Consider the following 14,737-nt stretch of genomic DNA (forward strand, 5'->3'; position numbering starts at 1 on the left):
ACTTAAATATCCTTCTCAAAACAATAATTAATTATATACCCTATGGATTTCAAGATGGATCGCGACGGCAAGGGAGCAAATCCCCGGGAGCCTATACCCAATAGATTTCGAGTTGCAGCGCGGCGGCAAGTGAACGCATCCCCAGGAGCATAGATAACTATGTGACTGGGGTAAGTGAACGCAGCCAACAAAGCAGCAGCTTGAAAGATGAAGGGTATCGTTAATTATCTGTTCTATTAAGTACCCTTACAATTTTGAGCGAGGCGAAAACCGGCATTTTTTGCCTCAGTTTCTGTTTTAAAATAAATGGCATTCTTCTCCATAATCATCTTATACCCCGAACAATGGGAAAAATGATAAATTTTGCTATTGTTATTGCCTTTAATTAATCCTGTACGTGGTGTATCTGATGACGTCAGTTTTTTCCTGCTATCTGTTTGGTTATTGTTTCCCACCCCTTTTCTTTGCTCTGCTTGTGGAATACCAGCAGCAGAGTTCTTATGCCACAACTCCCATTTCTGCTCACCGGTAACAAAAGGATTATGATGCCCCATAATACTGGCAATTCGGTTATCCCTTTCCCGTTCCCATTTACTCGGTGGATACTGACGATCCCAAGCCATAAATAATTGTTGTTGTTGGCGGGACATAGAAAGATTGTAGTGATCGTGCATATAAAAACTAATCCGAGCTACCTGACCTTTTACCTCATCTCTAGGTTCGAACGTGCGAGATTCAAAATCAACTTTACTGGTACAGCGACCATAAACATTCGGCATACTTTTCGATAACATTCCATAACTGAAATTACTACGATCACCATTAACCTCCCCAATTGATGGAGCCAAATTATACATATCAGATTCCATTGACCTGAAAACAGGATCTGAAGAGACACAATTTTTCCTCCCGCCATTTTTCCAACATTGTCGCTGATGACCAAAAACCCAGGCAGGAACAATATGTTCCCATTCAATCCGTTCAGCACGGTTCTGTTGTGACCTGACTTGATAACCACACGAAGGAAGAATTACACGCCCACCGCTCTTACCTGTCCATTGCCAATGACAGCCACAATAAAGTGTCCCTTCCTCTGACTTAAATTGATCGTGATATATGCGGTTACGCAGTTCCACTTTAGCTTGTTCAAAGGTAGCTGGAGCGGCAAAGGAAGATAGTGGAATGATTAAACTAACACACCCAATATAAATTATTCCAAAATTAATTTTCTGTTTCAATGATAAATCCTATTTATTAAAAATATCGTTTTGATCTTTCCCTATTATGTTGCCTTACAACCGACCTATAAGACAAACATTATTTCTTTGCATTTCTTCTTAACACTCTTTTTAAAACGAAAGGCTATTCAATAAACAGGTTGAAATATCACTCTAATTTTGCCAGACAACAGATAATTGATGCCAGAACGAGCAGAATAAAGTATGGTCAATTGAGTATTATTAAATCAATACATAGATTATGCTTTAAAGAAAGAACAAAAAATAATAAGACTGATAGCAGCAAGCCTAATAAAATCGCAATCATTGCTTGTATGTGTAAATTACGGGTCATTCTCTATGCCATGGTAAAAACAAATAAACCGTGGGACAAATCACTCCACACGGTTTAAAGTGAAAGACAGTTACTTATATGCTGCCAGTAAGTACCCTTATTTCAGAAAAATAGACCGCATGACTTTCAGCAAGGTAGCCGTCAGTAAAAGTTATTCTTTTTCAGCCAATAAGAGCCTATAAATTACACCACCAACAATCCCACCAATAATCGGCATCACCCAAAATAGCCATAACTGTTCTAAAGCCCAGGTATTCTGGAATATAGCAGAAGCAGTACTTCGTGCAGGATTGACTGAGGTATTTGTGACAGGAATGCTAATCAAATGAATGACAGTCAACGCCAGACCTATTGCTAATGGCGCAAAACCTACAGGTGCTCGTTTATCTGTCGCACCAATAATAACCATCAGGAAAATAGCTGTTAAAACAATTTCAGCAACAATAGCTGACTGAAGCGAAAAACCACCAGGTGAATGTTCACCATAACCATTGGCAGCAAAACCACTGGCTGTCGCATCAAAACCAGCCTGCCCAGAAGCAATAACATACAACACTGCCGCCGCAAGAATACCGCCTATGACTTGGGCAATAATATAAGGGATGATTTCTGCTGCTCTGAAACGACCACCAGCCCACAGACCAATTGTCACTGCTGGATTGAAATGCCCCCCAGAAATATGCCCTACTGCATATATCATAGTCAAAACGGCTAAACCACATGCTAAAGCTACACCAACAAAACCAACACCTAATTCAGGAAATCCGGCAGCTAATACTGCACTACCACATCCGCCAAAAACCAAAACGAACGTTCCAAATAATTCAGCTGCTAATTTTCTTAACATGTTTTATCCTCATCCAGTCATCAAAGAGCTACCTCGCTAAAATTAACTATAGCCAATAAATTAAAATCACGCTTATTTTTGCCATAAACACATAAGTCACCAATTTATGCAGCATCATTGCCTGATACTCGCTTTAAACATGGTATTCAACCCAGCATTAATCCTGTGTGGATCAGTTTTTTAATGAGAATGAGGCAACTTAAAAGCAACTATCCCCAGAATAAATGCAATATTCCGTTTTAAAATAGAAAAATCCGGCGCAAAAAACATTAGCACCGGATTATCACATAGGTATTCTTAAGCAATTGATACTATACCCTTCATCTTTCAAGCTGCTGCTTTGTTGGCTGCGTTCTCTTGCCGCCGCACTGCAACTTGAAATCTATTGGGTATATACAATAAGTGACTTTCTCATTACTGGATAGATAACTCATCTGACTACTAAAACTGAAATATTTGCGTATCCGACAATCCCTGAAGCATTTGAACCCAATAAATGGGTAGAAATATTAGGTCGTCTGGAACCAATAATGATTAAATCTGCATTAATTTCACCCGCTGTCGATAATACTTTATCCCTCGGTGAACCAAAGGCTACAGAGAAAGATACCCGTTCCTTTGGTAAATCTATTTTTTCAGCAACTTTTGCCAGTTCTTCTTTTGATCTGGCAATGGATTTCTTAGCAAAAGAGTTGAGTAAGTCATACTGATAACTATAACTAATTGAAAATCTTGATATATCAGGAACGGAATGGAAAAGATGGATATTAGCATTAGACAACTTAGCCAAATACTCTGCATGTGCAATCGCTTTATCGGTCAATTCATCCTCTGAAATTTCTACCGGTACTAAAATAGTCTTGTACATATGCACTCCTATATTTATACCCTTCATCCTTCAAGTTGCTGCTTTGTTGGCTACTTTCACTTACCCCAGTCACATCGTTATCTATGCTCCTGGGGATGCATTCTCTTGCCGCCGCGCTGCAAATTGAATATACCAAACCGAGCTACTTTATTGAGTATATGAAATATTCCATTATTTGCTGTGAGTTGTTTAACTAAATCAAACAAATTACTCGATTACTCAGAGTCAAGATGCCATTTATGTAAAATTCGGTGAATAAAAGGTGTTACAACCAGCCCCAAAGTGATAAAGAACACACTTTCTAGAAACAACCCATATATGGCAATAAAATATTTACCCGATAAGCTGACAGGGGCAGGATCTAATCCCTGTGCACCAAGCATAGATAAAGAGTTAAGTACAGATTCAGAAAATGAGTGCCCTTCTATCAGATAAAACCCCAGTACACCCGGAATTATCCCAATAAAGAAAAATGTTGCGGCAATAAGATAAAAACGAGCTACTCGCCATAAAAAATGATCCAACCGAATCAGTTTATCAGTAAATTTTTCCACGATTAGTTCACTCTCAACACGTTTACATAATCACACCAAATCCAATGAAAATAAAGTCAACTAAAATATAACAACATAGCCTTAACCTACTGATATATATGGTAAGCCATCCAAAGATGGCTAGCCAATTTATCAATTAAATTTTTACTATCCTACCTAACAACCAAAACAGAAATTTTCGAATATTTAACAACACCTGCGGCATTAGATCCCAATAAATGGGTGGAGATATTGGGCCTCCTTGAGCCAATAACAATAAGATCAGCGCTAATTTCTGTAGCAGCTTCTACTATTTCATCTCTCGGCGAACCAAAGGCAATAGAATAGGATAGCCTTTCATCAGGAAAATCTATTGTATCGAGCAGCATTTTTAAATCATTCTCTGCTTTAACTGTCGCTTTATCCTTAATTTCCTCATATCCCAATGAATATGCATTAACAATCGCAGATGAGACTGGTAATACATGAAGAATATGAAGCTTCGCGCCTGTTTCTTTAGCTAAAGACAGAGCATGCTTAACAGCCTTACTCGTTAGTTCATCTTCTGAAATATCTACCGGTACTAAAATAGTGTTGTACATACGCACTCTCCTATATTTACATACCAAACCAGACTATTATCTTAGTATACTCAATATTTTATTAATTACTATGAGTTATTCAATAAGATGAAAAAATAACAGAAAACATTTATACCCGTCATCTTTCAAGCTGCTGCTTTGTTGGCTGCGTTCACTTACCCCAGTCACAGAGTTATCTATGCTCCTGGGGACGCGTTCTCTTGCCGCCGCACTGCAACTTGAAATCTATTGGGTATATATTTCATATTGATAAGATCTGTAATCAATACTTTTCTCATGGCATTTTTGCTTATAAAGTAAGAAAATTAATGCTCATCATTATAAACTTATTACTATTTGTCGTAAAAACATATCCAGATTTTTCCTGTAGCAAGAAAAATAAATTAATGCCTTTATTCAATATATCATCTGTTTCTTACAATAAAATAAAAATCTCAATATTTTACATACATAATATTCATCTGACAGTCACAACAAAAAACAAGCGTCTTATCGAAGTAAATATTATTAAATATTCATATTTATGTTGAACAGTAAAATTAACGATAAATAAAAATATCTTTGTATGGATAGGAAAAGAAAGATATTTTCAAAAATAGCATTATTTGATAAACAAAAACAATAACAAATTCCCGATTAAGTATGATTTGCCCTACTTCTGCTTAACTCCATGATTTCAAAAATCTGAAGCTTTTAAAATCGAAAATTTTTTGATCTAAAGCTAGCAGAACTTTTAAACATGCTACCTCTGTTGCCAGAATTTCAGTATCGAACCGTGAGATGAGATCAATTTTACTTATAGTCGTTACTTAAGCATTAATTACGTCATGAAAATAATAACTATGTCATATAATTTACCCCTTATTTTTATACACTACATAAATAGACCAGCAAAAACAAATGTTAATTTCTTGTTAAAACTATTTATTTCGCAAATATTTATACAGTCATTAATTCTATTATAATCAGAATATACAGGATATCTTTATTACGAATAAATAATACATATAACTATATAAGACAATTCTCTTTTGTCTTTTGGAGATATAAGTATAATGTCCACATTCCAGATGAGTTTTTGGGAGAACTTCCCTATTTTATTGTTTTATATAGTCTTTATTAAAAATTCAAAAAATAGATTACTGAGGTTAACTCTTCTGAAGCAGATTTAATACACACGCAATATCAATAAAGCCCATTGTATGAACATAGGGCCAGTTGGAGACACTTTTTTGATTAATGTTTTGTTAGTCGATGATCATGAATTGGTCAGAGTTGGTGTAAAACGTATTCTTGATGACGTGAAAGGGATAACAGTTACAGGAGAAGTCAACTGTGGTGAAGATGCGATAAAATGGTGCCGAGTCAATAAAGCAGATATCGTGTTAATGGACATGAATATGCCGGGTATTGGCGGCCTAGAGGCGACAAAAAGAATCTTGCGTTATTGCCCCGATATCCGTGTAATTATGCTGACTATCTATACTGAAAACCCATTACCAATGAAGGTAATGCAAGCTGGAGCTAGGGGATATCTCAGTAAAGCCTCTACCCCTCAAGATATGATCAATGCGATTCGTACTGTGAATGCGGGTCAGCGCTATATAGCTCCCGATATTGCCCAGCAAATGGCACTTAGTCAGATTAACCCACAGAAAGAAAATCCATTAAGTTGCCTGTCTGATCGTGAATTACAGATTATGCTGATGATCACAAGGGGGCAAAAGGTCAGTGATATTTCCGAACAACTTAACCTCAGCCCAAAAACCGTCAATAGCTATCGCTACAGAATGTTTAGTAAACTAAATATCAACGGTGATGTAGAATTAACGCATATGGCAATACGCTATGGGCTGTTCGACACAGAGAGTCTATTAAATAGTGACGGAACAATTTGATTCAAAAGCGTTTTTAAAAACAGTAACCAGTCAGCCTGGTGTTTATCGAATGTATGACACTTCGGGGACAGTTATTTATGTCGGCAAAGCTAAGGATTTAAAAAAACGGCTTTCCAGTTATTTTCGGGCGCAAGTGACCAGCCGCAAAACTGAATCTTTAGTCAAAAACATTATTCAAATAGATGTTACTGTCACTCACACAGAAACAGAAGCGCTGTTATTGGAACATAATTACATCAAGCTGCATCAACCCCGATATAATGTTTTGCTACGAGATGATAAATCTTACCCTTATATTTTTCTCAGCTCAGATAAACATCCCCGGCTGGCAATGCATCGGGGCGCCAAACATTCTAAGGGTGAATACTTCGGCCCATTCCCAAATTCTCATGCAGTACGTGAATCATTAATCTTACTACAAAAACTTTTTCCTATCCGACAATGTGAAGATAGTGTCTACCGCAATCGCTCCCGTCCATGTCTGCAATATCAAATTGGCCGATGTCTTGGGCCTTGCGTTAAAGGATTAGTGAGCGAAGAAGAATATCAGCAACAAGTTGATTATATTCGCCTATTTCTTTCAGGCAAAGATCAACAAGTTTTAACCCGATTAATTAACCGCATGGAAGCAGCAAGTCAGAGACTAAAATTTGAAGATGCTGCAAAATATCGTGATCAAATTCAGGCTGTTCGTCAGGTCACTGAAAGGCAATTTGTTTCAGGAACAGACGATGATTTGGATGTCATAAGCATTGCATTTGAAGCGGGAATGGCTTGTTTACATGTACTATTTATACGTCAAGGCAAAGTACTGGGTAGCCGCAGTTATTACCCTAAAATACCTGCCGGGACAGAGCTTAACGAGATTGTACAAACATTTCTTGGTCAATTTTATTTACAAGGCAGTCAAAACCGGGCTCTGCCATCAGAGATTTTGCTAGATTTTGCGCTGCAAGAAAAAGAAATTCTGTCTGATTCTTTATCTGAAATATCTGGCCGAAAAATTCATATTCAAACCCGGCCTCGTGGAGACAGAGCTCGTTATCTGAAACTCGCCCGTACAAATGCCGCCACAGCTCTGGTTACTCGCTTATCTCAACAATCAACTATTCATCAAAGATTGGACTCTCTCGCCAAATTAGTTAATTTGGCAAAAATTCAAAGAATGGAATGTTTTGATATCAGTCACACTATGGGGGAACAAACTGTTGCATCTTGTGTCGTTTTTGACAGCAATGGCCCACTACGTTCTGAATATCGGCGCTATAATATTAGTAGTATTACTCCAGGTGATGATTACGCAGCGATGAATCAAGTATTGCGCCGTCGATACGGTAAGGCATTGGACGAGTCAAAAATTCCCGACATTATTTTTATTGATGGCGGTAAAGGCCAGTTGGCTCAGGCAATCAACGTATTCCAATCTCTTGATGTTAAATGGGATAAAACGCATCCTCAATTGATAGGTGTTGCCAAAGGAAGCGATCGCAAAGCGGGGCTTGAAACACTGTTTTTTGCTGCTGGAGGTGAAAGTATGGCATTACCACCGGACTCTCCTGCCCTGCATGTTATTCAGCATATTCGTGACGAATCACATAATCATGCAATAACCGGGCACCGCCAGCGTAGAGCTAAAGTTAAAAATACCAGTACCCTTGAATCCATTGAAGGTATTGGCCCAAAACGCCGGCAAATGTTACTAAAATATATGGGAGGTTTACAGCCTTTGCGCAACGCAAATGTAGAAGAGATCGCAAAAATACCGACTATTTCCTATGCATTAGCAGAAAAAATTCATAATGCATTGAAACACTAAGTGCATTGATGCACCATACTTATAAACTCCACTATAGCCAGATAGTTAAGAAGCACTATGCAATTAAATATACCAACATGGCTCACTCTGTTCCGCATTGTCTTGATCCCATTTTTCATACTGGCATTTTATTTGCCATTCAAATGGGCGCCGATGGTTTGTGCCATAATTTTTATTGTCGCTGCGGCGACAGACTGGTTTGACGGTTTCCTTGCCCGCCTTTGGAAACAGACCACCCGCTTTGGCGCATTTCTTGATCCTGTCGCTGACAAAATCATGGTTGCAGCCGCATTAGTATTAGTTTGCGAGCATTATCATACCTGGTGGATAACATTACCTGCCGCAACCATGATAGCACGTGAAATTATCATCTCTTCGCTTAGAGAATGGATGGCCGAATTGGGGAAACGCAGTAATGTTGCCGTTTCCTGGATGGGTAAAATAAAAACCACAGCTCAAATGGCAGCATTAGTCGCTTTATTATGGCGCCCTAATTTTGAATTCGAACTTGGTGGATTCATATTACTTTACGTTGCTACAGTGATGACATTTTGGTCAATGTTTCAATATGTAAACGCGGCATGGTCTGATTTGCGTGAAGCTTGATCGAACTGACGTAAAAAACACCGAACAAACGCATCGTAACAATAATTGTATTGACTCGATACGTTAAGTAAGTAGAATGCAACGCATCGAACGGCACATGAGGTTTACGAAAACAAATAAGTAAATCAGCCAGTTCGGAGCGGTGCGGGAATAGCTCAGTTGGTAGAGCACAACCTTGCCAAGGTTGGGGTCGCGAGTTCGAGTCTCGTTTCCCGCTCCAAAAAACTAGTCGGCAAGACGATGAGTTGCTGATATTAAGGCGCGTTGGCAGAGTGGCCATGCAGCGGATTGCAAATCCGTCAACCTCGGTTCGACTCCGGGACGCGCCTCCAGATTCAGCCCAGGTGGTGAAATCGGTAGACACAAGGGATTTAAAATCCCTCGGCTGTAAGGCTGTGCGGGTTCAAGTCCCGCCCTGGGCACCAAACATAAGTTTACTAACGTCTACTCTAGTAAACTAACTCTTAGAAAGACCTGATAAATCAATCAGGTCTTTTCTTTTTAGGTCTACGTTCCCTAACGATCACGATCCACAAAAAGTTATGAGCGAAAGCACGGTTAATAATGCTTTGTGTGGCATGGGCTACGACACCAAAACAGACGTTTGTGGGCACGGGTTCAGAACAATGGCTCGCGGTGCAATGGGGGAATCGGGATTATGGAACAATGATGCCATCGAACGCCAGTTAAGCCATATGGAAAGAAAGAACGTCAGAGCCGCCTATATTCACACCTCTAAACATCTGGACGAACGGCGGTTGATGGTGCAATGGTGGGCGGATTATCTGGATGCCAACCGAGAAAAACATGTCACACCGTATGATTTTGCGAAAAAACGCCGAAAATAACATGGATTAATGCTCAGAACGTATTGAGTTCATGATGATTTTTTAGACTTTGTTGGCAGTGCCAACAGAGTCTACTTTTCACACAATACATAGCCAGCTAAAAACTCCGCATCCTATCCTTTGTTATGGCAATCATCATATGATGTTTTTTTAACCTTTGCTGGCAGTGCCAGCATAGCCTGTTTTTTATGTAGAGCATAAACAGGTAAGAATTCCATATTCTGATCTTGTCAATGAATTATCTTATCTTTCTTTTGATTAACCTTTATGCAAAAGGTGTTTTTTTAAACTTTGTTGCCCAGGACAACAAAGACTATTTTTAATACAGTGTGTAATCAACTAAAAATCCCATACCCTGACTCATCATGCATTTTCCTTATTTTTCATTTAGTTAAATTTACCATCACAGCTATATATATGGTATGGTGTTTTTTTAGGCTGCTGTTCCCGTGGCACATAAGGTTGCTTTTTATACAGTCAATAGACAGCAATTAATTTTACGAATTGGTTAAAGAGTTTACGCTTTCAATTAATCTGAATTTTTAAATAATCCCTCTGTCGTCAAATAACGTCCACTAAGGCATTTCAAGGACTCGATCACAGGGGGTATACATGCCAACAATGACAACATCTAAAGAAAGTCTTATTCGCCTGCCAGAAGTTCAGCGCAGAACGGGCTACAGCAAGGCATGGATCTACAGGCTCATTAAAGAAGATAAATTCCCGAAGCAAGTCAAAATCGGCCCTCGTTCGGTTGCGTTTATTGAATCAGAAATTGATGGCTGGGTCGATCAGCGTATTGCTGAATCCCGCTCCTGATAGCGTGCTGACTGAATTTTGGTGCATGAGTTCACGATGCGGGTAATCCATTCATTGAGAGATAGACAAATCTTGCAATTGTTATTTAAACGAAAAAAGGATAGCGGTATGGGAGCTATCCTCCTGACTCACTGTTGGTTGGTTCAACCTTTGGGTTCAATACCACGCGATTGGAGTTCTTTACGGAGTATGCGCTTGATCCATGTAGCAAGGGAAGCATCACCATCGGCTTTTGTTTGTTCTTCAAGTTGTTGCCTGAATTCTTCCGTTAATCTCATTTGGTATTGTGGAGATCGTTTTTCTTTTTGTGTTGACATGGTAATTACCCAAGGATATTTTAAATTACATGGTAATGACCATTTTAATTTTAGTAACCAAATAAAACAACGCCCCGTAGTACTCGCAACACATACAGGCCGTCTGACCAATAACCGTTGAAAGATAACGATAATGGCTGATACACAGCATAACCAAACTCGCCCTAAATTTACATCTTCAGATAAAACAGACGGACAAAAACCGCCCGATCTGATTCAGACCGTGAAAAGATCCGCTTATGTACCATTGGGAAAATCTGCTGCCTGCATGCGGTATCGACATTCCCGCAAAGGGGAAACATGGCGCTTGCCCTGTCTGCGGTGGTACTGACCGTTTTCACTTTATTGACGACCATCATCATGGCAACTGGCATTGTCGCCAATGTGACGCCCCAAACTATGGTGATGGGCTGGATTTAGTGGCAAAAACCAAAGGGATCTCAATTCTTGAAGCAGAAAAAGTTATTGCGGATACGCTGGCATTACCTGTGCCAGAACCCAAGCCAACTAGGGAAAGCATTCAAACAACACAGTCGATTGCTGAAAGAGTGACGGCACTGATGGCGCAAACTGTCGCCGGGCAATCTCCCTACCTGACCGCAAAAGGGCTGCATTGCCCTGGTCAGCGGCTGTTGTCCGATAATTCGATAGTGTTGACACTGACAACATTAGATAAAAAAGTCACAGGCGCACAGATCATTAAGCCCAATGGCGAGAAAAAATTACTCTCTGGCCGCCAGAAGAAAGGATCATTTATTGCCTTATCAAAGCTGGAAGAGTACTCCGATACAGTAATTATTACCGAAGGTTATGCCACTGCGCTCACAGTTAACCAACTCTATAAAGGTATTGTTCTGGCGGCACTGGATACAGGTAATTTGCTCTCTGTCGCTCAATCAGTTCGGGAACGATGGCTTGACACGAAAATCATCTTTGCTGCTGATAATGACTGGCACAGCCCCGGCGAACTGGATAAGAACGGCAAACCAAAAGTGAATATCGGCAAGATCTCGGCAGAAAAAGCTGCCCTTGCAGTTAATGGCTGGATTACGTTGCCTCCGACAGAACATAAAGCCGACTGGGACGATTATCGCCAGCAACATGGTGTGGAAATGGCAAAACTGGCCTTTTCTCAGGGACTTTATCAACCGACATCAACCAAGAAAAAAGCAACTACTCAGACCAATGATGCCGAGCCTTCAAAGTTGACATTATGCCAGATGGGAGCCAGCCAGCGCGGGGAAGTGCTATTGGCACGTTATGACGGCAATTTGGCACTGGATGGCGCTTCGGAAAGCGTTCATCACTATGACGGTATTGTCTGGCGTCCGGTCAGTGACCGTGATTTAAAACGGGAAATGGTGGCGGCCTTTATGGAAGAAAAGCTGCCGTACTCACCGCATGGTATTAGCTCTGCCGTGGATGCACTGAAATTACAGCTTCCCATGATGCAACCGCCAAAGCGCCATTTAATCGGGTTCAATAATGGCGTGTTTGACCTGAAAATCTGCCAGTTCCGGTCACATCGTAAAAGTGACTGGTTGCTACTTGCTAATGATGTTGAATTCAATTCCCCCATTTTTGGGGAAACCCTGAAAAACCATGCGCCACAGTTCTGGCACTGGCTGAATCGGGCAACAGCCAACTGTGAAAACAAGTTCAATCGTGTATTGGCGACACTGTTTATGGTGCTGGCGAACCGTTATGACTGGCAGCTTTTTCTGGAAGTCACCGGCGCCGGAGGCAGTGGAAAAAGCATCTTTGCTGAAATCTGCGCTATGCTGGCAGGCAAAGGCAACACCGTTTCCGCCAGTATGGCTGCTCTGGAAAACCCACGGGAACGGGCGTTGATTGTCGGATATTCGTTGATTATCCTGCCAGATCAGACTCGCTATGTAGGAGATGGCTCCGGTATTAAGGCCATTACAGGCGGTGATGAAGTTGCTATTGATCCGAAGCACAAACAACCCTATTCAACCCGTATTCCTGCTGTCGTACTGGCAGTGAACAATAACGCCATGAGTTTCAGTGATCGCAGTGGTGGTGTGTCGCGGCGTCGGGTCATTTTCAACTTTTCCGAAGTTGTGCCAGAAAATGAACGTGATCCACGGTTGCGGGATAAAATCGCAGCAGAATTGCCCGTAATTATCCGACACTTGCTGCATCGGTTCGCCGATCCACTGGTCGATTTCTGCGGCCATCTGATTGCGTCCGATGAAGCTGATGGCCGGTTAATCGGCAATGCGGAAATTATGCCGTTCAATCCTCGCAAATACCTTTATCACGCCTACCTTGCTTATATGAAAGGCAATAATCTGAATAAACCTGTTTCCGTAACGCGTTTTAGCATGGATATGCCGGGCGCACTGGCAGTGTATGGGCTGCATTACCTGCGCCAGAAAAGCAAATACGGCATTCGCAGCAATATGAACCTCAATGTCGACACAGCTAATGAATGGATGCCAAAAATAACAAGGAATGACCAACCAGAAGAATAATTTTTTCTTGTACAGACATTTTTCAAAGAAATATAAAAAAGTGTTCACCATTATTCACTCTGTAATTTAAACCAGATATATCAATCTATTATAGGGTTGATAGTTATTTTTAAACTGTTCGCAAGTATTCAACCCTGTTCACCATTTTTTCAAGTTTGAGGTGAAGGGTTAGTTGAAGAGTAATGATGAGTTTGATTTCAGGTTATCACCACTTAACATTATGAATTTAAATAAAAATATTTAAAAGTGAATAGGTGAACAGTTTTATCACTAATTCTTTAATAGGGTGGGTTAAATAAGAATCTTTTCTGGCAGGTGTTTTTCAGCTCTCCGAGTTACCGGGTTAATGTATTAGCCCGGTAACTCGGAGAAGACAAGCGTAGCGCGTCAGTCTGGCTTTAATCTTTTGTATTACACGAAATTAAAATTCACTAATTGACTAATTTTGTTTAAGTATAGAGCTTAATAACAATTCTCTTGATGTGTTGATATCCAGACTTGAATAGATAAATAATTCTGTTATATCTTGTTCTGTATACACCTTAACTTATTCTGTGAAACGGAACCCTAAATTTTCTTCACTTCTGATGGAACAAAAAATTATGGTGAAAAGCACTATGTTATTGGTTATGGCTGTTTTTTTGGGAGCAGGTATTGTAATGCTAATCCAATGGATGCGTCCCCCCACGGAAGATCCTTACTTTTTTTTAAATCCTAAACCAACTACACTTGGTGGTTACCACGCAATCGAAACTCCAATTGAACTGTATAAAAAAGGGGAAAAAGTAGAATTGGTGTTTTGGAAGGTTCCTCAACCTACACCTAAGCTTTTCTATCTTTTGCCTGCCAACACTCCATCACCTAAGATCAGGTTGAATATCAAGACGCGAAAAGATTCTAATTTAGGATTCTATATTAGTGATATATTTAGAGATAACGGCCCTATACATGACATTAAAGATAAACCCATCTTGGATATAAAAATATATAAAATCAATGATGATTTAACAGAGACCATTGTATATGAAAAAATTCATACTAAGATAACATCTTCTTCTGGATGGAAAGGTAATAATTTATTTAGCTTAGTGGATTTTGGAACCCCATACTTATATGGCCAATATCGCTTAACAGCCGAAGTGTTAGCTGATTTATCAGCATTAAAAATAGATGATTTAAGTTATTCAATTTATATTGAACAGTATGCAATTAAATAAAAAGGGATTTTAAATATGACACCAGAAAATTCGACAGAAAAACTATTAATGGATATAGCTAACGACAATAGCCGATTAAAAGAAAATAAAGTGGATCTTATCAATGGAACTGCTTATCCAGATCAAGATGTAAATTATGCTGCTGGAAAACCATGTGCTGTATGCCCCCCAGGGCGCGAGCATACTTTTTTAACGCCTATTGAAAGTAGAGTAATGACATGATCTAATCACGCTTATTTCTCTTCAGATAGCTCAATGATGACTCTGATTGAACACCTCGCCGTTGTTAAAGAAAC

At 39.8% G+C, this 14,737-nt stretch carries 14 protein-coding genes, 3 tRNA genes and 2 pseudogenes; 12 read left to right on the forward strand and 7 right to left on the reverse strand.

The genetic code is table 11. The features are described from left to right. Positions 1-236: 236 nt before the first annotated feature. Positions 237-1,214 carry an endonuclease gene (locus EAE89_RS20345; protein ID WP_420806689.1) on the reverse strand — a complete coding sequence of 326 codons (978 nt, stop codon included), beginning with the start codon at positions 1,212-1,214 and terminating at the stop codon, positions 237-239. A 296-nt stretch (positions 1,215-1,510) separates the two neighbouring features. Here EAE89_RS20345 and EAE89_RS23805 point away from each other — a divergent pair. Further along, positions 1,511-1,630 (forward strand): annotated as a pseudogene (locus EAE89_RS23805) (IS110 family transposase); the annotation flags it as partial. Between the two features lie 93 nt (positions 1,631-1,723). On the opposite strand, the gene aqpZ reads toward EAE89_RS23805, so the two are convergent. From aqpZ to EAE89_RS24055, 5 genes are all read right to left on the reverse strand, one after another. Continuing rightward, positions 1,724-2,419: an aquaporin Z gene (aqpZ, locus tag EAE89_RS20350; protein ID WP_054480457.1), complete on the reverse strand. Its 696-nt coding sequence runs from the start codon at positions 2,417-2,419 to the stop codon at positions 1,724-1,726. A gap of 430 nt (positions 2,420-2,849) precedes the next feature. Next, positions 2,850-3,287, reverse strand: a complete 438-nt coding sequence (locus EAE89_RS20355) for a universal stress protein (protein ID WP_054480458.1) — start codon at positions 3,285-3,287, stop codon at positions 2,850-2,852. A gap of 215 nt (positions 3,288-3,502) precedes the next feature. After that, entirely contained in the window at positions 3,503-3,841 is a 339-nt protein-coding gene (locus EAE89_RS20360; protein ID WP_054480459.1) for a hypothetical protein, read from the reverse strand. 152 nt (positions 3,842-3,993) lie between these two features. Beyond that, positions 3,994-4,422, reverse strand: coding sequence for a universal stress protein (locus EAE89_RS20365; RefSeq protein ID WP_054480460.1), 429 nt, complete (start codon positions 4,420-4,422; stop codon positions 3,994-3,996). A gap of 662 nt (positions 4,423-5,084) precedes the next feature. Further along, complete coding sequence (locus EAE89_RS24055) at positions 5,085-5,222, reverse strand: DUF2594 family protein (protein WP_223178578.1); 138 nt, start codon at positions 5,220-5,222, stop codon at positions 5,085-5,087. Between the two features lie 432 nt (positions 5,223-5,654). On the opposite strand from EAE89_RS24055, the gene uvrY reads away from it, so the two are divergent. From uvrY to EAE89_RS20405, 8 genes and pseudogenes are all read left to right on the forward strand, one after another. After that, positions 5,655-6,320 (forward strand): UvrY/SirA/GacA family response regulator transcription factor, encoded by a 666-nt coding sequence (gene uvrY, locus EAE89_RS20370; RefSeq protein WP_054480468.1) that lies wholly within the window; start codon positions 5,655-5,657, stop codon positions 6,318-6,320. Beyond that, entirely contained in the window at positions 6,304-8,136 is a 1,833-nt protein-coding gene (gene uvrC, locus EAE89_RS20375; RefSeq protein WP_214086505.1) for an excinuclease ABC subunit UvrC, read from the forward strand. The genes uvrY and uvrC overlap by 17 nt, the downstream gene beginning before the upstream one ends. A 57-nt stretch (positions 8,137-8,193) precedes the next feature. Beyond that, positions 8,194-8,742 (forward strand): CDP-diacylglycerol--glycerol-3-phosphate 3-phosphatidyltransferase, encoded by a 549-nt coding sequence (gene pgsA / locus EAE89_RS20380; protein WP_054480462.1) that lies wholly within the window; start codon positions 8,194-8,196, stop codon positions 8,740-8,742. 144 nt (positions 8,743-8,886) lie between these two features. Beyond that, positions 8,887-8,962, forward strand: a tRNA-Gly gene (locus tag EAE89_RS20385). 38 nt (positions 8,963-9,000) lie between these two features. Next, a tRNA-Cys gene (locus EAE89_RS20390) sits at positions 9,001-9,074 on the forward strand. A 6-nt stretch (positions 9,075-9,080) separates the two neighbouring features. After that, a tRNA-Leu gene (locus EAE89_RS20395) sits at positions 9,081-9,167 on the forward strand. An 87-nt stretch (positions 9,168-9,254) separates the two neighbouring features. Continuing rightward, positions 9,255-9,590 (forward strand): annotated as a pseudogene (locus tag EAE89_RS20400) (tyrosine-type recombinase/integrase); the annotation flags it as partial. Positions 9,591-10,202: 612 nt separating this feature from the next. Next, positions 10,203-10,409, forward strand: coding sequence for a helix-turn-helix transcriptional regulator (locus EAE89_RS20405; protein ID WP_047685675.1), 207 nt, complete (start codon positions 10,203-10,205; stop codon positions 10,407-10,409). Positions 10,410-10,552: 143 nt separating this feature from the next. Here EAE89_RS20405 and EAE89_RS20410 read toward each other — a convergent pair whose 3' ends face one another. Continuing rightward, positions 10,553-10,726 (reverse strand): hypothetical protein, encoded by a 174-nt coding sequence (locus EAE89_RS20410; RefSeq protein ID WP_214086506.1) that lies wholly within the window; start codon positions 10,724-10,726, stop codon positions 10,553-10,555. Positions 10,727-10,965: 239 nt separating this feature from the next. Between EAE89_RS20410 and EAE89_RS20415 the strand changes: the two genes are divergently transcribed. The 3 genes from EAE89_RS20415 to EAE89_RS20425 all read left to right on the forward strand — a co-directional run bounded on the left by EAE89_RS20415 (position 10,966) and on the right by EAE89_RS20425 (position 14,663). Next, positions 10,966-13,224 carry a toprim domain-containing protein gene (locus tag EAE89_RS20415; protein WP_214086507.1) on the forward strand — a complete coding sequence of 753 codons (2,259 nt, stop codon included), beginning with the start codon at positions 10,966-10,968 and terminating at the stop codon, positions 13,222-13,224. A gap of 602 nt (positions 13,225-13,826) precedes the next feature. Next, positions 13,827-14,441 carry a hypothetical protein gene (locus tag EAE89_RS20420; protein ID WP_149617276.1) on the forward strand — a complete coding sequence of 205 codons (615 nt, stop codon included), beginning with the start codon at positions 13,827-13,829 and terminating at the stop codon, positions 14,439-14,441. A gap of 15 nt (positions 14,442-14,456) precedes the next feature. Continuing rightward, a complete protein-coding gene (locus EAE89_RS20425; RefSeq protein WP_214086508.1) occupies positions 14,457-14,663 on the forward strand; it encodes a hypothetical protein in 207 nt (68 codons plus the stop codon). Positions 14,664-14,737 lie beyond the last annotated feature (74 nt).

Origin of the sequence: Photorhabdus heterorhabditis, from assembly GCF_018448905.1 — a bacterium.
GTDB classification, from domain to species: domain Bacteria; phylum Pseudomonadota; class Gammaproteobacteria; order Enterobacterales; family Enterobacteriaceae; genus Photorhabdus; species Photorhabdus heterorhabditis.